The organism is Microbispora catharanthi (assembly GCF_006334915.2).
Taxonomy (GTDB): Bacteria; Actinomycetota; Actinomycetes; order Streptosporangiales; family Streptosporangiaceae; genus Microbispora; species Microbispora catharanthi.
This window is the reverse complement of record NZ_VDMA02000001.1, coordinates 399,850-422,270: the sequence shown is the minus strand read 5'-3', so window position 1 is coordinate 422,270 and position 22,421 is coordinate 399,850. Positions and strand designations below refer to the sequence as shown.

At 71.7% G+C, this 22,421-nt stretch carries 24 protein-coding genes; 13 read left to right on the top strand and 11 right to left on the bottom strand.

The features are described 5' to 3' along the window. Window positions 1-96: 96 nt before the first annotated feature. The 3 genes from FH610_RS01895 to FH610_RS01885 all read left to right on the top strand — a co-directional run bounded on the left by FH610_RS01895 (window position 97) and on the right by FH610_RS01885 (window position 2,546). On the top strand, window positions 97-504 hold the full coding sequence (locus tag FH610_RS01895; RefSeq protein WP_139572453.1) for a YciI family protein: 408 nt from the start codon (window positions 97-99) through the stop codon (window positions 502-504). 11 nt (window positions 505-515) lie between these two features. Next, the gene (locus tag FH610_RS01890) at window positions 516-1,661 is read left to right on the top strand and encodes an RNA polymerase sigma factor (RefSeq protein ID WP_139572758.1); all 1,146 of its coding nucleotides are present in this window, start codon (window positions 516-518) and stop codon (window positions 1,659-1,661) included. A gap of 126 nt (window positions 1,662-1,787) precedes the next feature. Next, complete coding sequence (locus FH610_RS01885; protein WP_139572452.1) at window positions 1,788-2,546, top strand: MerR family transcriptional regulator; 759 nt, start codon at window positions 1,788-1,790, stop codon at window positions 2,544-2,546. A gap of 82 nt (window positions 2,547-2,628) precedes the next feature. Here the strand turns inward: FH610_RS01885 and FH610_RS01880 are convergent, their stop codons facing one another. Both FH610_RS01880 and FH610_RS01875 read right to left on the bottom strand, forming a co-directional pair. Then, the gene (locus tag FH610_RS01880) at window positions 2,629-3,075 is read right to left on the bottom strand and encodes an SRPBCC family protein (RefSeq protein WP_139572451.1); all 447 of its coding nucleotides are present in this window, start codon (window positions 3,073-3,075) and stop codon (window positions 2,629-2,631) included. Continuing rightward, window positions 3,072-3,518 (bottom strand): ArsR/SmtB family transcription factor, encoded by a 447-nt coding sequence (locus FH610_RS01875; protein WP_240808696.1) that lies wholly within the window; start codon window positions 3,516-3,518, stop codon window positions 3,072-3,074. Before FH610_RS01875 ends, FH610_RS01880 begins: the two co-directional genes overlap by 4 nt. A gap of 97 nt (window positions 3,519-3,615) precedes the next feature. Here FH610_RS01875 and FH610_RS01870 point away from each other — a divergent pair, with 97 nt between their 5' ends. After that, a complete protein-coding gene (locus FH610_RS01870) occupies window positions 3,616-4,353 on the top strand; it encodes an HAD family hydrolase (RefSeq protein ID WP_161627881.1) in 738 nt (245 codons plus the stop codon). A 12-nt stretch (window positions 4,354-4,365) separates the two neighbouring features. Here the strand turns inward: FH610_RS01870 and FH610_RS01865 are convergent, their stop codons facing one another. The 5 genes from FH610_RS01865 to FH610_RS01845 form a co-directional block, all read right to left on the bottom strand. After that, window positions 4,366-5,118, bottom strand: coding sequence for a GNAT family N-acetyltransferase (locus FH610_RS01865; protein WP_205825457.1), 753 nt, complete (start codon window positions 5,116-5,118; stop codon window positions 4,366-4,368). A gap of 8 nt (window positions 5,119-5,126) precedes the next feature. After that, entirely contained in the window at window positions 5,127-6,554 is a 1,428-nt protein-coding gene (gene purB, locus FH610_RS01860; protein WP_139572448.1) for an adenylosuccinate lyase, read from the bottom strand. Between the two features lie 67 nt (window positions 6,555-6,621). Then, on the bottom strand, window positions 6,622-7,920 hold the full coding sequence (locus FH610_RS01855) for an MFS transporter (protein ID WP_139572447.1): 1,299 nt from the start codon (window positions 7,918-7,920) through the stop codon (window positions 6,622-6,624). Continuing rightward, entirely contained in the window at window positions 7,917-8,546 is a 630-nt protein-coding gene (locus tag FH610_RS01850; protein WP_139572446.1) for a helix-turn-helix domain-containing protein, read from the bottom strand. Before FH610_RS01850 ends, FH610_RS01855 begins: the two co-directional genes overlap by 4 nt. 85 nt (window positions 8,547-8,631) lie before the next feature. Continuing rightward, entirely contained in the window at window positions 8,632-11,910 is a 3,279-nt protein-coding gene (locus tag FH610_RS01845) for an efflux RND transporter permease subunit (protein WP_139572445.1), read from the bottom strand. Between the two features lie 110 nt (window positions 11,911-12,020). On the opposite strand from FH610_RS01845, the gene FH610_RS01840 reads away from it, so the two are divergent. The 3 genes from FH610_RS01840 (at window position 12,021) to FH610_RS01830 (ending at window position 14,174) form a co-directional block, all read left to right on the top strand. Further along, window positions 12,021-12,587, top strand: a complete 567-nt coding sequence (locus FH610_RS01840) for a MarR family winged helix-turn-helix transcriptional regulator (protein WP_240808695.1) — start codon at window positions 12,021-12,023, stop codon at window positions 12,585-12,587. 45 nt (window positions 12,588-12,632) lie between these two features. Next, window positions 12,633-13,406, top strand: a complete 774-nt coding sequence (locus FH610_RS01835) for an SDR family NAD(P)-dependent oxidoreductase (RefSeq protein WP_139572444.1) — start codon at window positions 12,633-12,635, stop codon at window positions 13,404-13,406. Between the two features lie 309 nt (window positions 13,407-13,715). Beyond that, window positions 13,716-14,174, top strand: a complete 459-nt coding sequence (locus FH610_RS01830; protein ID WP_139572443.1) for a hypothetical protein — start codon at window positions 13,716-13,718, stop codon at window positions 14,172-14,174. Between the two features lie 75 nt (window positions 14,175-14,249). Here the strand turns inward: FH610_RS01830 and FH610_RS01825 are convergent, their stop codons facing one another. Then, window positions 14,250-15,059, bottom strand: coding sequence for an SDR family NAD(P)-dependent oxidoreductase (locus FH610_RS01825; RefSeq protein ID WP_139572442.1), 810 nt, complete (start codon window positions 15,057-15,059; stop codon window positions 14,250-14,252). A 71-nt stretch (window positions 15,060-15,130) separates the two neighbouring features. Between FH610_RS01825 and FH610_RS01820 the strand changes: the two genes are divergently transcribed. From FH610_RS01820 to FH610_RS01805, 4 genes are all read left to right on the top strand, one after another. Next, window positions 15,131-15,685, top strand: a complete 555-nt coding sequence (locus tag FH610_RS01820) for a TetR/AcrR family transcriptional regulator (RefSeq protein WP_240808694.1) — start codon at window positions 15,131-15,133, stop codon at window positions 15,683-15,685. Window positions 15,686-15,895: 210 nt separating this feature from the next. Continuing rightward, a complete protein-coding gene (locus FH610_RS01815; protein ID WP_139572441.1) occupies window positions 15,896-16,288 on the top strand; it encodes a GntR family transcriptional regulator in 393 nt (130 codons plus the stop codon). After that, window positions 16,285-17,130 carry an ABC transporter ATP-binding protein gene (locus FH610_RS01810; protein WP_139572440.1) on the top strand — a complete coding sequence of 282 codons (846 nt, stop codon included), beginning with the start codon at window positions 16,285-16,287 and terminating at the stop codon, window positions 17,128-17,130. Before FH610_RS01815 ends, FH610_RS01810 begins: the two co-directional genes overlap by 4 nt. After that, a complete protein-coding gene (locus FH610_RS01805; protein ID WP_139572439.1) occupies window positions 17,127-18,089 on the top strand; it encodes an ABC transporter permease in 963 nt (320 codons plus the stop codon). Before FH610_RS01810 ends, FH610_RS01805 begins: the two co-directional genes overlap by 4 nt. Before the next feature lie 57 nt (window positions 18,090-18,146). Here FH610_RS01805 and FH610_RS01800 read toward each other — a convergent pair whose 3' ends face one another. Continuing rightward, entirely contained in the window at window positions 18,147-19,217 is a 1,071-nt protein-coding gene (locus FH610_RS01800) for a sensor histidine kinase (RefSeq protein ID WP_240808693.1), read from the bottom strand. Window positions 19,218-19,243: 26 nt separating this feature from the next. Next, complete coding sequence (locus FH610_RS01795; protein ID WP_139572437.1) at window positions 19,244-19,906, bottom strand: response regulator transcription factor; 663 nt, start codon at window positions 19,904-19,906, stop codon at window positions 19,244-19,246. A 151-nt stretch (window positions 19,907-20,057) separates the two neighbouring features. Here FH610_RS01795 and FH610_RS01790 point away from each other — a divergent pair, with 151 nt between their 5' ends. Further along, window positions 20,058-21,590 carry a DUF1349 domain-containing protein gene (locus tag FH610_RS01790; protein ID WP_139572436.1) on the top strand — a complete coding sequence of 511 codons (1,533 nt, stop codon included), beginning with the start codon at window positions 20,058-20,060 and terminating at the stop codon, window positions 21,588-21,590. On the opposite strand, the gene FH610_RS01785 is transcribed toward FH610_RS01790, so the two are convergent. Continuing rightward, window positions 21,572-21,847, bottom strand: coding sequence for a hypothetical protein (locus tag FH610_RS01785; RefSeq protein ID WP_205825456.1), 276 nt, complete (start codon window positions 21,845-21,847; stop codon window positions 21,572-21,574). The two genes, FH610_RS01790 and FH610_RS01785, sit on opposite strands and share 19 nt — an antisense overlap. A 166-nt stretch (window positions 21,848-22,013) precedes the next feature. Between FH610_RS01785 and FH610_RS01780 the strand changes: the two genes are divergently transcribed. Further along, on the top strand, window positions 22,014-22,391 hold the full coding sequence (locus FH610_RS01780; protein WP_139572435.1) for a DUF1048 domain-containing protein: 378 nt from the start codon (window positions 22,014-22,016) through the stop codon (window positions 22,389-22,391). The last annotated feature ends 30 nt before the right edge of the window (window positions 22,392-22,421 follow it).

Genomic DNA, 22,421 nt, shown 5'->3' with positions numbered 1-22,421 from the left:
AAAGATGTCGCGCGGGGTGTCGAGAACGCGGTGCCGGCTCCGTCCCAGGGGCGGGAGCGGCGACGACGGGCCGCGTGAGGAAGAAGGAGAACCACCGTGAAGTACCTGCTGCTGAAGCACTACCGAGGTGGCCCGGCCCACTTCGTCGACTACGGGTCGATGGACCAGTGGACGCCGGAGGAGGTCGACGCGCACATCCAGTACATGCGCGACTTCGCGGCCCGCCTGGAGGAGACGGGTGAGTACGTCGGCGAACAGGCGCTGGCACCCGAGGGCACGTTCGTGCGGTATGACGGCGAGGGGCGCCCGCCGGTGACCGACGGTCCGTTCGCCGAGACCAAGGACCTCATCGCCGGCTGGATGATCATCGACGTGGAGTCCTGGGATCGCGCGGTCGAGCTGGCCGGGGAGCTGTCCGCCGCTCCAGGGCCCCGCGGCGAGCCGATCCACGAGTGGCTCGAGGTCCGGCCGTTCCTCACCGAGCCGCCCACGGTGACGGAGTGACGGGTGACGCGGTGAACGAGTCGTTGCTGCGGGAGCTCGTACCCGCGGTGATCGGCATCCTCGTCCGGCGCGGGGCCGATTTCGCCTCGGCCGAGGACGCCGTGCAGGAGGCCCTGATCCGGGCGCTGGACACCTGGCCCGGCGATCCACCGCGCGATCCGAAGGCCTGGCTCGTCGCGGCCGCCTGGCGCAGGTTCCTCGACGCCGCCCGTGCCGAGGCGTCGCGGCGGGGGCGGGAACTGACCGTGGAGGCCGAGCCTCCCGCCGGTCCCGCGCCCGCCACCGACGACACGCTGCGGCTGTACTTCCTGTGCGCGCACCCCACCCTGCCGCAGAGCTCGGCCGTCGCGCTGACGCTGCGCGCGGTCGGCGGCCTGACCACGCGGCAGATCGCGACGGCCCACCTCGTCCCCGAGGCGACCATGGCGCAGCGGATCAGCCGGGCCAAGCGGCGGATCGCGGGGCTGCCGCTCGACCAGCCCGGCGATCTCGGGACGGTGCTGCGGGTGCTCTACCTCGTCTTCAACGAGGGGTATGGAGGAGACGTCGACCTGGCGGCCGAGGCGATCCGCCTGACCCGCCAGCTCGTCGCCTTGACCGACGAACCCGAGGTCGCCGGGCTGCTCGCGCTCATGCTGCTGCACCACGCGCGCCGCGCGTCTCGCACCGGCCCTGGGGGTCGCCTGGTGCCGCTCGCCGAGCAGGACCGGTCGCGCTGGGACACCGGCCTGATCGCCGAGGGGGTGACGATCCTGCAGGGCGCGCTGGCCCGCGACCGGCTGGGCGAATACCAGGCGCAGGCCGCGATCGCCGCCCTGCACGCCGACGCCCGCAGCGCCTGCGAGACGGACTGGGTGCAGATCGTGGAGTGGTACGACGAACTGCTGCTCCTCACCGGCAGCCCGGTGGTGCGGCTCAACCGCGCGGTGGCGGTCGGCGAGGCCGACGGACCGCAGGCCGGCCTGGCGGCGCTGGCCGGTGTGGACCCCGGCCTGCCCCGCTACGCCGCCGTGACGGCGTACCTGCACGAACGCGCCGGCGACCTCCAGCGCGCCGCCGAGCTGTACGCCGAGGCCGCCCGCGCCGCCACCAGCGTGCCCGAACGCGACCACCTCACCCGAGAGGCCGCACGGGTGCGGCAACTGCCGCATCGGTGAGAACGGACGGAACGCCCGGCCCCCGGCGGCCGGGTGTTCACACGCCGATATCGGCCGTGGGCTGCTCGGCTTGACCCTCACGTCGCGGGAGGCCGCAGGCTTGGACCCCGGAAGGGAGGAGAGCCCATGGGCTACTCGGTCGGCCAGGTCGCCCGCTTCGCGGGGATCACGGTGCGCACGCTGCACCATTACGACGAGATCGGGCTGCTGCGGCCCAGCGAGCGGTCGGCTGCCGGATACCGGCGCTACAGCGATCGGGACCTCGACCGGCTGCAGCAGGTGCTGTTCTACCGGGAGCTCGGGTTCTCCCTGGAGGAGATCGCCGTCATCCTCGACGATCCGGGCGAGGACCCGGTGACCCACCTGCGCCGCCAGCACGAGTTGCTGCGGCGCAGGATCGGGCGGCTGGAGGCGATGGCGGCGGCGGTCGAACGTGCGATGGAGGCGAGGAAGATGGGGTTTTCCCTCACGCCGCAGGAGCGGTTCGAGGTCTTCGGCGACTTCGATCCCGAGCAGTACGCCGAGGAGACGGAGGAACGCTGGGGCGGCACCGACGCGTTCGAGCAGAGCCGCCGCCGGTCGGCCCGCTACACCAGGGACGACTGGCGGGCCATCACGGCGGAGGCCGGCGAGGTGCTGCAGGCGTTCGCGGCGGCTTTCGCCGAGGGGGCGCCCGCGGACGGCGAGCGGGCGATGGGCGTGGCCGAACGGCACCGCGCGCACATCACCCGCTGGTTCTACGACTGCACCTACGAGATCCACAAGGGTCTCGGGGAGATGTACGTGACCGATCCGCGCTTCGCGGCGAACTACGAGCGGGTCGCCGAGGGGCTGAGCCGCTATGTCCGCGACGCGGTCCACGCCAACGCGGCGCGGCACGCCTGACCCCGGGTGGTGGCCCACTCAGGACGGTCCACCCAGGGGTCCAGGGCATCCAGGCGGTCCGGGGGTCCGGGGGTCCGGGCGGTCACAGTACGGCGGCGAGCGAGCCCGTCATCAGGCGGCGCCATCCGCCGTCCATGATGGAGCGGGCGCGCCGCTGCATCTCGTTGCCGGGGTCGAAGCCCTCGTGGGTGAGGAACAGCCGGGTGCCCCGGCCTTCGGGTTCGAGCGTCCAGGTGATCGTCCAGTCGGCGCCGCTGGGGCTGGCGGGATCGGCGTCGCGCCAGCCCAGGCGGAGCATGCGCTCGGGCTCGAAGGCCAGCACCTGGGCCTGGACGGTGCCGGAGAACCCGGTGCCGGGCATGGCCGTCCCGCCCATCGTGTAGCGGTGTCCCACGCTGAGGCGGAAGTCGCCCGGCATGAACCACCGAGCGAGCAGGTCCGGGTCGGTCAGGGCCTGCCACACGCGGGCGGGCGGGTGCGCCAGGTATTCGTCCAGGCGCAGCACGGTCGGGTCGTCGGCGTCGTTCATGGTCTCTCCTCGTCCTGGTCCGTCCGGGGGCCGCTGCCGCTGTCGTCCGGGCGGCCGCCGGCGCCGGATTCGTCTGTGGTTTCGGTCTCTGTGGTTTCGGTGTCGTCGAGCAGGTGGCGCAGGGCGGACAGCCTGTCGCGCCAGAACCGCTCGTAGGGGTCCAGCCAGTCGCGGACCCGGACCAGCGGGACGGGCTCCAGACGGTAGAGCCGGCGCCTGCCGTCCCTGCGTTCGCTGACCAGGCCCGCCTCACGCAGCACCCGCAGGTGCTCGGAGAAGCTGGGCCGGGCCATGGAGAAGCAGGAGGCCAGCTCCTGCACGGACTGGGGGCCGCGCTCGCGGAGCAGGCGCAGCACCTCGCGCCGCACCGGGCTGGCGAGCGCGGCGAAGATCTCGTCTTCCGCCGGTGACGACTGCCGTACGGCGGTGGGGGTGACGTCCACGACCCCATAATAGGTAGGAAATTTCCTACCTGTCATCTCCGGTGGCTTCACAGTCAGGAAACGCGCTGGAAACACGCCCCAGTCAAGATGGGGACTCGTGATCAGGGCCATTCTGTTCGACCTCGACGAGACCCTTTTCGATCATCGCCGGGCGGTCGCGCACGCCGCGACCCGCTGGACCGAGTCGGTCTGCCCCGGTCACGAGCTGCTGCCGGAGACGCCGGCGCTGTGGCTCGATCTGGAGGACAAGCACGTCCCCGCGTGGCAGGCCGGGGAGTGCTCGTTCGCCGAGCAGCGGCGCCGGCGGCTGCGCGAGTTCTGCCGGCGGCTCGGGCTGCCCGAGCCGTCCGACCCGGACGCGGCCTTCGCCGGCTTCCTGACCCACTACGAGTCGGCCTGGGCCGCCTTCACCGACGTGCCCGAGACACTGGACGCGCTGGCGGCCCTCGACGACGCCCCCGCGCTGGGCGTGCTCACCAACGGTGTGGCCGTGCAGCAGGAGGCCAAACTGCGCCGCATCGGGCTGATGGACCGCATGGAGGTGGTGCTGACGCCCGACACGCTCGGCGCGTTCAAGCCCTCCCCGCGGTGCTATCACGAGGCGGCGGCGAAGCTCGGCCTGCGCCCACAGGAGGTGCTCATGGTCGGCGACAACCTCCTGCTCGACGCGGTCGCCCCCACCCGGGCGGGGATGCACGGGGTGTGGCTCGACCGCTACCGCGCCGAGCCCGGCACCTCCTCCCCCGCAGTGACGAGGATCACCACGCTGCGCGATCTGCCCGATGCGCTGGCCGCGCTGAGTCCGCGCCTGCTCGGCCCGTCGCGCGCCGCCTGAACCGCGAAAGGCTCAGCTGCGCAGGCCGGTGGCGGCGACGCGGCGGCGGGCGAAGCCGAGCCGTTCGTAGACGACGACGGCCGCCCGGTTCCAGTCGTCCACCATCAGCGCCGCGCGCCCGTGCTCCGCGAGCAGCGCCGACGCCACGAACCTGCACACCCGCTCCCCCAGCCCGCGTCCCCGCGCCGGTGCGGCGGTCGCGACGCCGGCCAGCAGGCCCACCGTCGGCGCGGACCACGCGTCGGCCGCGACCGTCAGCAGAGCGCCCGAGCCGTCCCGGACGCCGGCCCAGCGGCGTACGCGCGGCAGGCCCGGCACGGCGTAGGAGTCGGGGTTGGCGGTGGCGAGCAGCGCCGCCACCTCCGGGACGGCGGAGTCCGCCAGCCAGGAGGCCGCCCCCTCCCGGCCGCTCGCCTGGTGACGGGGCGGGGCGAGCTTCTCGGTGCCCATCCAGGAGAAGCGGACCGCCGGCTCCAGCTCCGGCACGGCCTCGACGACCTGTTCGATCAGCGCGGCGTCGCCGAGGGGCCGGTACGACGGCCCGGCCTCGGCCAGGGCGTGCCGCACAAGCGGGACGGCCTGGGCGGCGGCCGTGCCCCGCACGACCAGGCGGTCGCGCCGGGACGCCTCGGGGCTGGCCACCGCCACCGCGTCCCCGTACGCCCAGGCGCGCACGCCGGGCCGCATGCCCTGCGCCGCCCACACGACGAGGTCGTCGTCGCCCGAGGCGGCGACGACCTCGGCCTCGCTCACCAGTTCACGCACGCGTGTCCCTAAAGGATCGAGCCCGGGACGTAGGCGGCGTCATCGGGATGGCGCGCGGTGATCTCGCCGACCCGCGCGGTCACGGCCGCCACCTGACCGGCGGCCGCACCCGCGAAGGAGGCCCGGTCGGCCAGCAGCGCGTCGAGCTCGGCCCGGCCGAGCGGGAAACGCTCGTCGGCGGCCAGACGGTCGAGCAGCTCGTTGCCCACGCCGCGCGATCGCATGGCCAGCGCCGAGGCGACCGCGTGCTCCTTGATGATCTCGTGGGCGGTCTCGCGGCCGACCCCGGCCCGCACGGCCGCCATGAGCATCTTGGTCGTGGCGAGGAACGGCAGGTAGCGGCCCAGCTCGGCCTCGATGACCGCCGGGAACGCGCCGAACTCGTCCAGCACGGTCAGCATGGTCTCCACCAGGCCGTCGAAGGCGAAGAACGCGTCGGGCAGGGCGACCCGGCGGACGACCGAGCAGGACACGTCGCCCTCGTTCCACTGGTCGCCGGCGAGCTCCCCGGCCATCGAGGAGTACCCGCGCAGGATCACGGTGAGGCCGTTGACGCGCTCGCAGGAACGGGTGTTCATCTTGTGCGGCATCGCCGACGAGCCGACCTGGCCTTCCTTGAAGCCCTCGGTGACCAGCTCGTGCCCGGCCATCAGGCGGATGGTCTTGGCCAGGGAGGACGGCGCGGCGGCCAGCTGCACCAGCGCGGTCAGCACGTCGTAGTCCAGCGAGCGGGGGTAGACCTGGCCGACACTGGTGAAGCGGCGGGCGAACCCCAGGTGCGCGGCGACGCGGTCCTCCAGCGCGGCCAGCCGCTCCTCGCCGCCGAGCAGGTCGAGCATGTCCTGCGCGGTGCCGACCGGGCCCTTGATCCCGCGCAGCGGGTAGCGCTCCAGCAGGTCCTCCAGCCGCTCGTAGGCCACCAGCAGCTCGTCGGCGGCGGTCGCGAAGCGCTTGCCGAGCGTGGTCGCCTGCGCGGCGACGTTGTGCGAGCGCCCCGCCATGACGGTCGAGGCGTGCTCGGCGGCCAGGCGGCCCAGGCGGGCCAGCAGCGCCACGACCCTGCCGCGCACCAGCAGCAGGCTGTCGCGGATCTGCAACTGCTCGACGTTCTCGGTCAGGTCGCGGGAGGTCATGCCCTTGTGGACGTGCTCGTGCCCGGCCAGGGCGTTGAACTCCTCGATGCGGGCCTTCACGTCGTGCCGCGTGACCTTCTCCCGCTCGGCGATGGAGGCCAGGTCGACCTGCTCGGCCACCTTCTCGTAGTCGGCGATCGCCTGCTCGGGCACCTCGATCCCGAGGTCGGCCTGGGCCCTGAGCACGGCGAGCCAGAGCCTGCGTTCCAGCACCACCTTGTGCTCGGGAGACCACAGACGGGCCAGCTCCGGCGAAGCGTAACGGGCGGCCAGGACATTCGGGATACGCGGCTTGGCATTCACGTTGGCCCAGTCTATTGAGCCCGTTCCTTCCGGCTGTCCGCAGGTGCCGGACACGCACCGGGCGGCTTCACGCCACAGGCTCGGCCGCCCGCGATTCCCGAGCGCCCCGGCCGCGCAGGCGGTCCATCTCACGCCACTGCGGCAGCAGCGCGGCCAGGTTGGTGGTCAGGAAGTACGCCGCGCCGGCCGTCAGCAACACCGGTGCGAGCCCGGACCACGCCACCGCGGCCCCGGCGATCAGCCCGCCCAGAGGGATGCCCGCCCACGCCATCGAGTCGCCGAGGGCGTTGACCCGGCCGCGCAGGCCGTGCGGCACCCGCTCGAAGGCGATCGCCCCGAGGATCGGGTTGAGGAAGCCTCCACCGGCCCCGCTCACCGCGAAGACCGCCAGCGCCGCCCACATCGGCGGGTCGGCGGCCAGCACCAGGAACCGCGGCGCCCCGGCCAGCAGGAACCCGGCGAAGAACACCACCCGGCGCGGCATCCTGTGCGCGACGGCCGCGGCGACCAGGCTTCCCGCGACCGCCGTGGCGCTCCACACGCCGTTGCTCAATCCGATCGCGGTCGGGCCGTTGCCGGATCGCTCGGCCCACACGGGCAGCAGGACGGTGTTGAACGCCGCGTCCAGCAGGTTGGTGATCCCGACCATGACGATGATGGTGAGCAGCAGCGGTTCGCCGCGCAGGAAGGCGAAGCCCTCGCCGAACCGCCGCCAGTAGCCGGAAGCGGCCGGGGCTTCGACCGCCGGGTGACCCATGCCGCGCGGCAGGGCCAGCGAGATGATCAGCGACCCGAGGGCAAAGCACGCGGCGTTGAGCACGAGACCGGTCAGCGGGCCCAGCAACGCCACCAGGAGGCCGCCGACCGCCGGACCGACGGTCGAGGCCAGCCGCTCGGTCACGCCGGACAGGCCGGTGGCCCGCTCCAGCGGCACGCCGGCACGCTCGGCCGCCTCCGGGACCATCACCTCCTTGGCCAGGTCGCCGGGGCCGCGTACGGCGCCGATCACCGCGACCAGGGCCAGCAGCACGGGGAAGGACAGCAGGCCCACGGCGTGCAGCAGGGGAATCGCGCCGGCCGCGGCCGCGCTGACCGCATCGGTCCTCCAGGAGACGACCCGCGGGCCCGCCCGGTCCACCAGCGGCCCGGTCAGCGCCTTGACCACCACGTACGGAGTCATCTGGCAGAAGGCCACCAGCCCGGTCTGGGTGGCGCTGCCGGTCGTGACCAGCACGAACCACGGCAGCGCGATGGCCGACACCCGGGTGCCGGTCAACGCGACCGCCATCGCCGCGAGCAGCCCGCCCAGCGGCCGCAGCCTGCGCGCGCGGGAAGAACCGCCGGTGGACGCGTCCTCTTCCGTCATCGGGCGTCGTCTTCCTGAGCGGTGGGCGCGTCCAGCTCGGGCAGGATGTGCACGATCACCGACACCCGCTCGGCGTCGTCCGGGGCGCCGGCCGCCTCCGGGCTGTCCCTGCGGTATCGCGTCACGACCGCCCACAGCTCCTCCCGCAGGGCGGTGGCCTCCTGCGGGGTCAGCCGCAGCGCCCAGTCGCTCATGTCGGCCGCGTGCCGCCATGCGCGCGGCATCGTCTGGAGCTCGTTGATCGTCCGCTGGGCGCGCATGGTGTAGATGGCGGCGACGGACTGCAGGTACGCCAACGTCGCCTCCGGCTCCCGCTCGGCCAGGTCGAGGTCGTCGAAGTACGTCGACTGATGGACCGCGCGCCACCAGCGTTCCCGCGCGTTCCCGCGCCCGGCGTCCTCCTCGACGAAGCCGGCGGCGGCGAGACGGCGCAGATGGTAACTGGCCGCGCCGGAGTTGATGCTCAGCAGCTCGGCGAGCCGGGTGGCCGTCGACGGGCCGTGCTTGCGCAGCAGGCCCACCACCTGCACGCGCACCGGATGCGCGAGGGCGCGAAGCCCCTTGGCGTCGAGGACGACCGCGTCCTCCGCGTTCGGAGAGCAGGGCGTCTCGAGAGGATCACTCATGCCCCCACCATAAACCGCAAACAGTTCTTCGCAAAGACTCCTTCGCGAAGAACTGTTTGCGGTTATATCTGTGTGGCGGCCGGGCTCACTTGGCCGGTTCGAGGGCCTCCTTGCCGTACACGGTCAGGTCACCCTCGCCGTCGCCCGACGCGGGCCGCTTCGGCGTACGGCGCATGCGCTCCTTCAGCCGCTCCACCATCGTGTAGAGCGTCGGCACCAGCACCAGCGTGAGCAGCGTCGAGGAGATCAGGCCGCCGATCACGACGATGGCCAGCGGCTGGGAGATGAACCCGCCCGAACCGGTCACACCCAACGCCATCGGGGTGAGCGCGCAGATCGTCGCGATCGCGGTCATCAGGATCGGGCGAAGCCGCCGCCGGCCACCCTCCATGACCGCCTCCACCACGCCCAGCCCCTGCTCGCGGTACTGGTTGATCAGGTCGATCAGCACGATCGCGTTGGTGACGACGATGCCGATCAACATCAGCATGCCGATCAGCGCGGGCACGCCGAGCGCCGTGTCGGTGACCAGCAGCAGCCCGATCGCGCCGGTCGCCGCGAACGGAATCGACACCAGCAGGATCAGCGGCTGCACCAGGCTGCGGAACGTCGCCACCATGATCATGAAGACGATCGCCACCGCGAGCAGCATGGCCACCCCCAGATCGGCGAACGCGTCCTGCTGGTCGGAGCTCGCGCCGCCGATCTTGTACGTCACCCCGGCCGGCAGCGTCAGCGTCTTCAGCTTGTCGGTGACCTTCGTGGTGATCGCACCCAGGTTGGACGCGTCGGCGGTGCCCGACACCGTCGCGGTGCGGTCGCCGTCCTGCCGGGTGATCTGGGTCGGCCCGTCGGCCTTCACCACGTCGGCGACGTCGCCGAGCTTCACCATGCCCGTCGCCGTGGGAATCGCGAGCTTCCTGATCTCCGCGACGTCGTCGGGCGCGTCACCGACGGCCCGCAGGATCACGTCGCTGGAGCGGCCGTCGACGTCGATCGAGCCGACCGGCGCGCCGCGGAACGCCTGCGCGACCAGCTGCCCGATCCCGGCCTCGGTCAGGCCCCTGGCGGCGGCCTTCTCCCGGTCCACGTGCACCTCGACCCGCGGGACGCTGTCTTCGAGGTTGGAGGCGACGTCCCGCAGCCCGTCGATCCCGGCCATGGTGTCGCGCACCGTGGTGGCCGCCGTCTTCAGCGCGGCCTGGTCCGAGCCCTGCACGATGACCTGCACCTGGTCGGAGTTGAACCCGCCGCCGCTGCCGCCGACCGTGATGTCGCCGATCCCCGTCAGGCCCTTCAGCCTCTCCCGCAGCCGGTCCTCCAGGGCGGAGGTCTCCACGTCCTCCTTCAGCGTGACCGAGAACGACGCGCGGTCGGCGCCGCCGCCGACCCCGCCGAGGAAGCGGTTCCCGCCGCCGACCGTCACCTGGTAGGACTTCACGCCCCCGTCGGCCGCGAGCACCGCCTCGACCTTCTTGGCCGCCGCGTCGGTGGTCGCCAGGTCGGTCCCGGCCGGCATCCGCTGGCTGATCTGCGTGGTGTCGTTGCCCGAGTTGTCGAGGAAGTTCGTCTTCAGGTTGGGCGCCAGCGCCATCGTCGCGACGAACACCACCACCCCGATCAGCACCGTGACCAGGCGCCTCCGCGTCGCGAACCGCAGCACCGGCAGATAGATCCGCTGCAGCGGGCTGCGCAGCTCCCTGCGCTCGGCGTCCTCGCGTACGGCCTGCACCTCCTGCGGCGTGAGCGCCGGCGCCTTGAGGAACCAGTACGCCAGCACCGGGATGACGGTCAGCGCCACCAGCAGTGACGCCAGCAGCGCCACGGTCACCGTGATCGCGAACGGGCTGAACAGCTGCCCCACCATCCCGCCGACGAAGGCGATCGGCAGGAACACCGCGACCGTCGTGAGCGTCGAGGCGGTCACCGCGCCGGACACCTCGCGCACCGCGTCGAGGATCGCCCGCCGCTTCTCCTCGCCGTAGGCGAGATGGCGCTTGATGTTCTCCAGCACCACGATCGAGTCGTCGACCACCCGGCCCACGGCGATCGTCAGCGCCCCCAGCGTCAGCAGGTTCAGCGAGTAGTCGCCGATCCACAGCGCGATCAGCGCGATCACCACCGACAGCGGGATCGACACGGCCGTGACCAGGGTCGAGCGGACCGACAGCAGGAACACCAGGATCACGAGCACGGCGAACGCCAGACCCAGCAGGCCCTCGGTGGTGAGGTCCTCGATGGACCGCTCGACGTACGGCGCCTGGTCGAACACCACGGTCAGCTCGGCGCTGTCGCCGAGGGCGCGCGTCAGGTCCGGCAGGGCGTCGTTCACGTCGTGGGAGATCTGCACGGCGTTGCCGTCGGGCACCATCGTGATCGACACGCCGAGGCTCGGGGTGCCGTTGGTGCGGGTGAGCGTGGTAGCGGAGGCGTCCTCGACCTTGATGTCGGCGACGTCGCCGAGCTTGACCGGCTTCGGCCGGGCCGCGGCGGCCCGCGCCTGCGCCTGCGCCGCCGCGCTCTGTCCGGCGGCAGCGCCCTGCCCCGCGCCCTGTCCCGCCGGCTGTCCGGCGCTCGCGCCGCCGCGCTGACCGGCCGCGGCGCCCTGCCCCGCCGTCGGCGCGGCGGGCGTCAGGTAGAGGTTCTCGAGGTCCTTCACCGTACGCACCGGGTCGCCGATCTGCACGGTCAGCGACTTGCCGTCCTCGGTCAGCGTGCCTGCGGGGATGGACACCCCGTTGGCCCGCAGGAGGTCGGGGATGGCCGCGGCCGACAACCCCTGCAGGGCGAGCCTGGCCTGGTCGGGGGTGATGACGACCTGTTCCTCACTGGCGCCGCTGACGGTGACGTCCCGGACGCCCTCGATCGACTGCAACTCCGGCACCATGATCTTGTCGATCTTGTCGACCATGGCCTGCTGGTCGCCGCCGTCGCCCACCGCGATCGCCATCACCGGGATGTCGTCGGTGCTGCCCGCGACCACCTGCGGATCGACGTCGGCCGGAAGCTGCGCCTTGATCCGGCTCACGGCCTGCTGCATCTTCCCGATCATCTGGTCGATGTCGGTGCCGTACTCATAGGCCACCTGCACCTGGGACATCCCCTCCCGCGAGGTGGAGGTGATGTCGGTGACGCCGGCGATACCCTGGAACGCGCTCTCGATCGGTTTGGTGACCTGCTCCTCCACGATCTCGGGAGCGGCACCCGGATAACTCGCCACCGTGAACGCCGCCGGGAACTCCAGCGACGGGAAAAGCTGTTGCTTCAGCGAGGGAATCGCGAACAAGCCGAAACCCGCGAGCACCAGCGTGATCATGATCACGAGAGTGCGGTTGGCAAGGCTCAGCCTGGCCAAGGAGGTCATCCGAGCTCCTGACATCGGGGGAAGTGTTTGCCCAAGCCTAACACTTCGCCTTGTCCGAACATTCAGCTGTCGCATTAACGGCTGGTAACCTCTTGACCCGAGAGGTGACAGTGAACGACAGCCCAGCCGAGCGCCGCGCCCGAACCGGCGCGGCGGCCACCCCCCGCCCGCAGGACGACCCCGCCACCCTCAGGGAGAGTGGAGAGGACCCCGAGCGCGGATGCCTCATCGCCCGCCTCGCGGAGCTGCAGCGCAGCATGGGCCGGTTCTTCGCCCGCGACCGCTCGATGCCGCTGCTGGCCTCCACTCTCACCATGCAGCAGCTCAAGGTCGTCATGTTCCTGTCGTTCGCCGGGTCCACCTCCGGGCAGGAACTCGCCCGCCACCTCGGCGTCGGCCTGGCCACCGTCACCGGCATCGTCGACCGCGTGGTCGCCCAGGGCCTGGCCAGCCGTCACGAGGACCCCCACGACCGCCGCGTACGCCGTGTCCAGCTCACCGAGGCCGGACGGCGGCTCACCAGCGAGATCGTCGAAGCCGGCACCGGCGGCTACATCCGCCTCCTGCGGCGCCTCGACACCGAGACCCTGCGCACCATGGAGACGGTGATGCGCAAGATCGAGGACGTGATGCGCGAGATGCACGCCGAGGACGCCGGTCCCGACGGTCCCGCCTGACCCGTCCGCCGGTCCCGCCCCGGCCTGCTGCTACCTTCCGGCGATATGCCGATCTACATCGAGGAACTCTTCTCCCTCACCGGCCGGGTCGCCCTGGTCACCGGAGGCAGCTCCGGCATCGGATACGCCATCGCCGAGGCACTCGGACGCGCCGGGGCGGCCGTGGTCCTGGTCGCCCGGCGGCGCAAGGAACTCGCCGAGGCCGTCGGCGGGCTCGAAGGCCACGGCGTGCGCGCGGCCGCGATCAGCGCCGACCTCGGCGACCGCGCCGACGTCGCCCGCGTGTGCGAGGAGGCGGGCGATTTCTTCGGTGAGATCGACATCCTGGTCAACGACGCCGCCAACAACATCCGAAGGCCCATGGCCGAACTGACCGTCGACGACTACGACCAGACCATCGCCGTCAACCTCACCGCACCGTTCCTGCTCGGGCAGCACTTCGGTCCCCGCATGGCCGCCCGGGGCCGGGGGCGGATCATCAACATCGGCTCCCAGCAGTCGATCAGCGCCTTCGGCGACAGCGGCGTCTACGGCGCGGCCAAGGCCGCCGTCTGCGGCCTGACCCGTTCCCAGGCCGAGGCGTGGTCGGCACACGGGGTCACCAGCAACACGATCATCCCCGGCTTCGTCCTGACCCCGCTGACCGCGCCCGCGCAGGCCGTCCCCGGACGGGTGGAGCAACTGGCCACCAGGTCCATGACCGGGCGCAACGGTGTCCCCGACGACTTCCGCGGCGTGGCCGTCTTCCTCGCCTCCGACGCCTCGTCGTACGTCACCGGCCAGGCCATCTGCGTCGACGGCGGCTTCAGCGTCCACTAGCGGCGCCGTCGCCGCTCGTCCGCGACCCCGGCGGCACTACCCCGACCGCGCGGTCGAGCGGGTTCGGCTGAGCCGGCCGTTGTATGCCGCGACACCATCGCGAACCGGCGAACACTGCCGGCTCCGGTGACGAGTGCGGATTGATCATCGGTCTACCTGCGGGTTTCCGGGGCCGTGGACGACAGCTGATCGCTACTTGGCCCCGCGCCGCAGCTACGGAGATCCAGGCCGGGTATGAGGGTCACGTCCCGGCGGAACCGGACGAGCGACAGCGAACGCCGGGTCAGGAACAGGAAGGCACATACGGAGATGTCCCGCTCCCGCGCGCGCGACCCGCGCGACACCAAGGTCCCCGCGATGGGCCTCTCGACCCGGCTGCTGGCCATGGCCGCGCTCGTGATCACCGCGGCGGGGATCACGCTCACGCAGCCCGCGATCGCCCGCGTCGCCCCGCATCACCCGCGCGAGGGACTCACCGCCCTCCGCAACCCCGGCCCTGACGGAGGCGGCGGTCACATGATCAGGAGAGGGCGCTCGGGCGGCGGACAGGTGATCAAAGGAGGGCGCGCGGGCGGTGGCCAGGGGCAATCCGGGGCGGGCCGTTTCAATCAGAACCTGACCGGCGTCGTCAGCCCCACCTTCGTCCGGGGACAGGCACAGCAGGCCATCACCGATCAAGGCGGGTTCGAGGTGCAGTCCACCTTCTGCGGATCCCAGCCGAACATCTGCTGGATCGGACAGAACATGCCGGTCCGCCACGGATCGTGACGCCGCGGGGCCCTGGGCGCGTCAGCCCGCCGCGGTGGGCCTGCCGAGCGTGTCATGCCGAGTACGCCGGGCGCGTCAGCGCGCCAGGCTGGGCGTGAGCTCGTCGGCCACCGGCCGGGTGACCCTCCTGCCGATCAGCGCCATGAGCTTGCGCGGCCGGCGAGGCATGAGGTGAGCCATCATCAGGGCGCCCCGGCCCGGTGCCACGTAGCCGCGGTCACGGTCGAAGGCTCGCAGGGCCGAGGTGACGACCTGGTCAGACGTGGTCATCTTGGCCCCGATGGCGGCCTTCCTGGTGCCGATCCGGTCGAAGAACGCCGTCTCGACCGGTCCGGGCGTGACGGCGAGCACCTTCACCCCGCTGCCGCGCAGTTCGCTCCACAGCGCGAGGCTGAAGTTGAGCACGAAGGTCTTGGACGAGCCGTAGGTGGCGAAATACGGGGTGATGTTGAAGCCGGCCGTGGATCCCACGTTGATCACCCCGCCGGCGCCCCGCGCGAGCATCCCGGGCACGAACGCGTGTGTCAGTCCCACCAGCGCGACGACGTTGACCATGAGCTCCCGATGCTCTCGTTCGGGGGCGATCCGGGCGAAGTGGCCGGCCGTGCCGAAGCCCGCGTTGTTGACGAGCAGATCCACGGTGAGTCCGCGGGCGGCGACCTCCTCGGCGACCCGCGTGGCCGCGTCGGGGGCGGACAGGTCCTGGACGAGCACCTCGGCCCGTACGCCATGGTCGCGGCGCACCTCGTCCGCGAGCGCTTCGAGCGCCGGCGCGGACCTGGCGACCAGGACGACGTCGTGGCCGCGGGCGGCGAGCCGGCGCGCGAATTCGGCGCCGATGCCGGAGGAAGCTCCGGTGACGAGGGCGGTTCCCTGAGAAGTCATGAGCAGAAAGGTAACAGATTCCCAAGTATCTGCGACAGATAGTCTCAGTTAGTGGCGGTACTGTTTCCCGTGTGGGACACAACAGGCCGCTGAGGGCGGACGCCGAACGCAGCATGCGAGCGATCATGGCGGCGGCGGAAGAGGTGTTGAGCGGCAACCCGCTGGCCACGATGGAGCAGGTCGCCGAGGCGGCGGGCGTGGCCAGGGCCACCGTGCACCGCAGGTTCGCCAGCCGTGAGGCGTTGATCGAGGCCATGGAACTGGCCGCATGGCGGGAGATCCAGGAGGCGGTGCTCGCCGCCCGCCCGCACACCGCTCCCGCCCTGGTGGTGCTGCACCAGGCCACCGCCACCATCGTGCAGATCAAGCTCGGCTGGCGCTTCACCCTGGCCCGCGAGCTGCCGCTCAGCCAAGAGGCCCAGACTGTGCAGGCCGAAGTGATGAAGGTGTGCGAGGCGGTCTTCGGCAAGCTGCTGGGCCCCGACGCCGACATCGTGTGGGCCAGGCAGGTCTACCTTGCGCTGCTGGGCGAGGCCGCGCATTCCGCGCTCCCGGACTCCGATCCCGACGCGCTGGCCACGAAGGTGATCGACACCCTCATGCACGGCGTCTCAGGTCGCACCTGACAGTCCTGGCGGATTGCCGACGATGAGAGCGCCGGGCGAGCGCGGCCGCGCACCACGTGGGGAACCAGCCGAGCCCAAGACACCCTCGCCGAGCCCGAGTGGGCCGTCGTGACCTGAACCGCTGTCCACGAAACTGACGACTACAGGTTGACAACGGGTAGCCGAGCCCATCACCCTTTCACTACTCAAATAGTGAAAGGGTGATTCTGGTTGATCGAGTTCATCCTTGATCGCGGCTCGGGGGTTGCGACGTATCTGCAGCTCGTGCACCAGGTAAAACAGGCGCTCCGGCTCGGTACGCTGCGGCCGGGCGACCAGTTGCCGACCGCTCGCGAGGTGGTCGAGAGCCTGGCCATCAATCCCAACACCGTGCTCAAGGCCTACCGGGAGCTGGAGCGTGAAGGGCTGGTCGAGGGGCGGCCGGGGATGGGGACGTTCGTGCGGCAGGGCATCGCGGGCGCGACGCTCGCCGAGCACACGCGGCTGCGGCGCGGTCTGGAGGCGTGGGTGCGCGAGGCCCGCGCGGCCGGGCTCGATCAGGAGGACCTGCGGGCGCTGTTCACCGTGGTCCTGGCCGACGCCGCGAAGGAGGGCGCGGCGTGAGACCGGCAATGGAGGCGACCGGCCTGGGGGTCCGCTATCGCCGCACGTGGGTGTTGCGCGACTGCTCGCTGTCGGTGCCCGCGGGACGCGTGGCGGCGCTCGTCGGGCCCAACGGCGCGGGCAAGACCACGCTGATGCACGCGGCTGTCGGCCTGCTGCGTCCCGCGCTGGGAAGAATCCGCGTGGCGGGCGAGGCCGCGTTCGTGGCACAGGACAAGCCGCTGTACGACAACTTCACCGTCGCCGAGATGCTCATCTTCGGCCGCCGCATGAACACTCACTGGGACGACGACGCCGCGGTCAGCCGGCTGGCCGGGCTGGGCATCCCGCTGGAGCGGAAGGTGCGCGGACTGTCGGGCGGGCAGCAGGCACAGGTCGCGGTCACGCTGGCGCTGGCCAGCCGGCCCGACCTGCTCGTGCTGGACGAACCGCTGGCAAACCTCGACCCCCTCGCCCGCCACGACGTGATGCGCTCGATCATGGCGGAGGTGGCCGGGCGGGAGCTGACCGTGCTGATGTCCTCGCACGTCGTCTCCGACCTGGAGGAGACGTGCGACTGGCTGGTCGTGCTGAACGGGGGGCGGCTGCAGGTCAGCGGTGACACCGAGGAACTGCTCGACGGGCATCTCGTGCTCACCGGGCCGGACGATGCGTCGACGGCGGGAACGCAGGTGGTGAGCGCAAGCCGTACCGGCAGGCAGGTGAGCATGCTGGTCAGGGGCGCGCCGCCGCTCGATCCGCGCTGGCAGGCGCGGCGCCCCGGGCTGGAGGAGCTCGTCATGGGCTACCTGCGCAGCCCGGAGTCGGCGGTGCTGCCACACCTGGCGGGGATGAGCGCGTGATCTGGGTGACGTGGCGCCAGCACCGGGCGCAGATCCTCGTGACAGCGGCCTTCTTGGCGCTGCTGGGGGTGCTGCTGCTGGGTTCGGCGGTGGAGGCGATCTGGTACGTGGCCGAGCACGCCCCGCCCGGCTGCCCGGGGCCCGCCGTGGGATGCGGGGACCTGGCGGTGGCGCTGGAGCACCGCTACGACGCGGTCTACTCGGTGTTCGGCTGGATGCCGCTGGTGGCACCGGCGTTGATCGGGGCGTTCTGGGGCGCTCCCCTGCTCGGCCGCGAGTACGAACGCGGCACCCACCGCCTGGCCTGGACCCAGGCCGTGCCCGTGTGGCGTTGGCTGGCGGTCAAGCTGTCGGTCCTGGGCGGGGCGGTCGTGGCGGGTGGGCTGCTGCTGTCGCTCATGGTGAGCCTGTGGCGGCCGGTGTTCAGGGCGGGGGTCGACTCCACGTTCGGCAACATCGGCGTGTTCAACATGGTCGGGGTGGAGCCGGCGGCGTGGTGGTTGTACGCGTTCGCGCTGGGCACCGCGGCGGGCGCCCTGTTCCGGCGTACGCTGCCTGCGATGGCACTGGTCGTCGCCGGTGTGACGGTGACGATGTTCACCCTGTTCCGGCTGAGTGACCACTATGCCGAGCCGGCGCGTACCGAGCTGTCCGGCACCGTGGTGCTGGACGATCACGACGCCCGGCTGGTGGGCACCGCCTGGGTGGAGCCGTCCGGTGGTGAGGTCGCCGAGCCGTCGGACAGTGGGTGCCCGCGGCGGGTGGACGTGGGGCAGAGCAACAAGAACACCGAGGTGTGGCAGGCCTGCCTGTTCGGCAAGGGCTACCGGTACGTGGTGTACTACCAGCCCCCGTCCAGGTTCTGGCGCTTCCAATGGACCGAGGCGGGAATCCTGGCGCTCGCATCGGCGGCCCTCGGCGGCCTGGCTGTGCGCCGCACCCTCCGCCGCCCCGGCTGACAGGCCGGGTCTGGCAGGAGGCGGTTCAGCGTGATTCGACTGTCGCTGATCAGGTCGCTAACGACAGGCCGCGAACCGCACGGTGATGGACAGGCCGCCTTCGGGGCGTGCGCCGGCGGTGAGGGTGGCGCGGTGAGCCTGGGTGACGGCATCGACAATGGCCAGGCCGAGGCCGTAGCCGTCGCGGCGGCCGTGACGTTCAGGCGCAAGTCTCTGGAAGGGGTGGAAGAGGCGCTGGATCTGGTCTCCGGGGACGACTGGCCCGGTGTTGGCGACTGTAAGGGCCACCTGCGCGCCGGAGGTCTGCGTGGTGACCTTCACGTGCCCGTCTGCGTGGTTGTGGCGGATGGCGTTGTCGATGAGGTTGGCGACGAGGCTTTCCAGCAGTCTCGGGTCCCCGGCCGTCACCGCGGGCGCCAGATGTTCGGCAAGGTCGATGCCTGCCTCTCTTGCAAGGTCGCGGCGGGAGGCGAGCACTCCTTCGACGACGTGGGCGAGGTCGACGGTGTCCCAGCGGGTGACGCCGCGCTCGCTGGTGGCCAGGGTGAGCAGTGCTTGAACGAGCCGCTCCTGGTGTCCGCCCAGAGCGAGGGCCTCCTGGCAGGCCGAGCGCAGGGCGTCGGCGTCGGCGCCGGGGTCGGCGAGGGCGACTTCAAGGAGGGTGCGCAGGCCGGCGAGCGGGGTGCGCAGCTCGTGGGAGGCGTTGGCGACGAAGTGGCGCTGGGCGTCGAAGGAGGATTCAAGGCGCGCGAACAGGTCGTCCAGGGTGTGGCCGAGTTCGGTCAGCTCATCCGTGGGCTCGCCGAGGTCGAGGCGCCGGTGGAGGTTTCCGGCGGAGATGATTTTGGCGGTCGAGGTGATGGCGCGCAGCGGGCGCAGGAACCGGCCGGCGACGTACCAGCCGAGAGCCAGGGCGACGGGAATCAGAACGACCAGGGCGACGGCGGATCCCGCGAGGAGCCGGGGCAGGCTGATCCCGGACCCGGTTTCGGTGATCGCGCTCGATGAGGGGTGGCCTTGGGGCCTGGCTGCCTGGATGCTGACGAGCGGGAGGTCGACGAATACGAGCACCACGACCCCGGCCGCGTAGACGCCCGCCGCGTAGGCGAGCGCGAGCCGCTTCTGCAAGGACCTTCTGGCGAGTTGCCGGCAGGTCATGACGGTCCGATCCGGTAGCCGCCTTCGCGGATCGTCTCGATCACGGGCGGGTCGCCGAGCTTGGCCCGTAACCGGTGCATGGTGTGCTTGACGGCACTGCTGAAGGGGTCGGCGGCCTCGTCCCAGACGCGTTCGAGCAGTTCTTCGGCGGAGACGACCAGGCCGGGCACCGCGAGCAGGCATTCGAGCAGGCCGAACTCCCGCGGGCTCAGCTCGAGACGCCGGCCGGCCCGGAACGCGATACGACGGGCCGGATCAAGGGTGATGTCCCCGCACGCCAGGGTGGGCGGTAGCGGCGGGGTGGCGCGGCGGGCCAGTGCGCGGACGCGGGCGACCAGTTCGGCGAACGCGAAAGGCTTGGGCAGATAGTCGTCGGCGCCGAGGCCGAGCCCGTCGACGCGGTCTTCGATCGTGCCGGAGGCGGTGAGCATCAGTACGCGGGTCTCGCAGCGGCCGCGGGCGAGTCGCCGGCAGATCTCGTCCCCGTGGACGCCCGGCAGGTCGCGGTCGAGGATCACCACGTCGTAGCGGGTGACGGCCAGGCGGTCGAGGGCGGCGGTTCCGTCCAGGACGACGTCGACGGCCATGCCCTCGCGGCGCAGCCCGGTTCCGATGGAGCGGGCGAGGACCTCGAAGTCCTCGACGACGAGGACCCTCACCGCCGCTCACCGCCGGCCGTCGTGCGGGCGGTGCGGCCGGGTTCAGGTGCCATGTCCGCCACGATGCCAGATTCCCGGTCGCAGCCGGGTCGCAGCCGGGTCGCAGCCGCTGGGACCCTGCCGAGACCGGGTGCCCCGTACAACCGTCGGCATGAATCCATCCACGCCTTACCGCTCCGGCCGACGGGCCGGGCAGGACGGCTTCCCCCGGGTGCTGCACGCGGAGTGGACCACGTTCCGCACCGCGCGCGGCTGGGTGCTCGCCATGGCGGCCTCCGTGCTGGTGACCGTGTCGCTCGGACTGCTGGTCGCCGGGGGCGTCCGCAGCGCTTGCGTGACCGGGAAGGGCGAAGGCCCCTGCCCCGCGCCCTTGGTGGGACCCGACGGCACGGCGGTCAGGGACAAGTACTACTTCGTGCACCAGCCGCTCAAGGGAAACGGCAGCATCACCGCCAGTGTGTCGGACATGACCGGGCAGATCCGGCGGCCGGACGCCGTACCCGGGGTGCGCAACATCGAGGAGGGGGTGGTGCCGTGGGCGAAGGCCGGGCTCCTCGTCAGGCAGAGCCTCAAGCAGGGCACGCCGTATGCCGCCGTCATGCTCACCGGAGATCACGGCGTGCGGATGCAGTACGACTACGTCCATGACGTGGCCGGCGGTCCGCACAACGGCCCGCAGTGGCTGCGGCTGACCAGGTCGGGCGACACCATCGGCGGCTACGAGTCAGACGACGGCAAGACGTGGACCGAGGTCGGCACGGTCAAGCTGACCGGGCTGCCGGAGACGGTCGAGATCGGGTTGTTCGCCACCTCGCCAGGCGTGCTGTGGGATATGGCGAAAGCGTTCTCCCAGGTCACCGCCACCTTCGACCAGATCAGACTGCAGGGCGCGAACGGTTCGTGGCGCCGCGACGACGTCGGCGTCGGCATGGAGTCCGACGGGAAGACCCCGCACCACCCGGGCGGGGCCGTCGAATCCGGCGACAAGCTCATCGTGACCGGGGGTGGTGACATCGGGCCCGCCACAGTGGAGGGCGGTATACGCGCCGACCTCGTGCTGATCGGCGGGGCTGTGGGGCTGATCCCGGTGCTCGTGGTGGCGGTCACGGTCTTCACGGCGGAACGCCGGCGCGGGCCGAACAGGACCAGCCCGCCGGCCGCGCCGCATCCGGCGCGACTGCTGGCGGCCAAGGCCATGGTGGTCGGCGCGGTCACGTTCGTGGCGGGGCTGGTGACCTCGGGGGTCGTGGTCCCCGTCGGCCTGGCGATACTGCGCGCCAACCAGAACCCGATTCAGCCGATCACCCCGAGTACCGAGCTCCGGGTGATCGTCGGCTACGCGGCGCTGGCCGCGGCCGCCGCCGTGCTGGCTCTGGGCCTCGCCGCGCTGGTCAAGCGGGGCATCGTCGCCATCGGGCTGGCCATCGCGCTGGTCGTCGTGCCCTACCTGCTGGCGACCGCGGGCTGGGCGCCATGGCTTCTCATGATCACACCTGCCGCCGGCTTCGCGATCGTGCAGAGCGTCCCCACGTTCGCGCATGTGGACGTCGGCCCGTCGCTACTCGAGGGCTACTACCCGCTCCCGCCCTGGGCGGGTCTGGCCGTGACCTGCGGATATGCCGCCCTCGCCCTCGGGGCGGCGATAGCCGTACACGCCCGGCTGGATCACTCGGAGCCTGGGTGAGCCGCCCTGAGTTCCCGGCACAGCCGGGCCGGGTCGACTTCGGTCACGGCCGTCTTCCCGTCCAGCTCCCACCCCTTCCCGTACGCCGCGGCGAAGACTTCCTCGCCGAGCGCGGCCCGCCCTCGGCGGGTGAGCTCGCGAACCTGCCGATCGGTGCGGTCGTGAGCGCCCCGCAGCCGGGAGGCGGCGCCGAGCAGGACGGCCGACTCGTGATGACGACCGTGCGCCTCGGCGAGCACGGCCGCGTTCACCGCCACCAGCGACAGAATCGGCAGGTCCCGGGTCTCCAGCGCCGCCGCGTACGCCTTCTCGAGGTGCCGTTAACCAACGTGTCACCAGCCACCAAACCCGCTCTGGGCTGGGCGCCGCGTGAGTGGATGAGATGGGACCGGGGAGGCGTAGCCGCAGGCGCAGCTGCTGGCGATGACGCGGTGGCTGGCCAACGAGCCGATACCGGCGCGGTCGCGCAGGCCGGAGCGACGGCGGGATCTCCCTCGGCGGGCTTTTGGCAATCGGGTCGCCCGCCGTCACGCGCGGACGGTCCCGGCTTGCACCTTTTGGCTGCGCGAGCAGGGCTTCTCCGACATCGCCGAAGGCACCATCTACCTGTTCGAGCAGGCCGCCGTGGATGGGACGCCGATCCGCGAGATCGTCGGGGACGACCCGGTGGAGTTCGCCGAGGCGTTCGTCAAGAACTACTCCGATGGCGGCTACGCCCCGGCCCGGGAGCGCAAGCGGCTGATCAACGACATCGCGCGCGCCGTCGGCGAAGACACCGCAGAAGACGACAAGACACTCTGATAACGACACAGCACATCGCGTCCCCGGGCC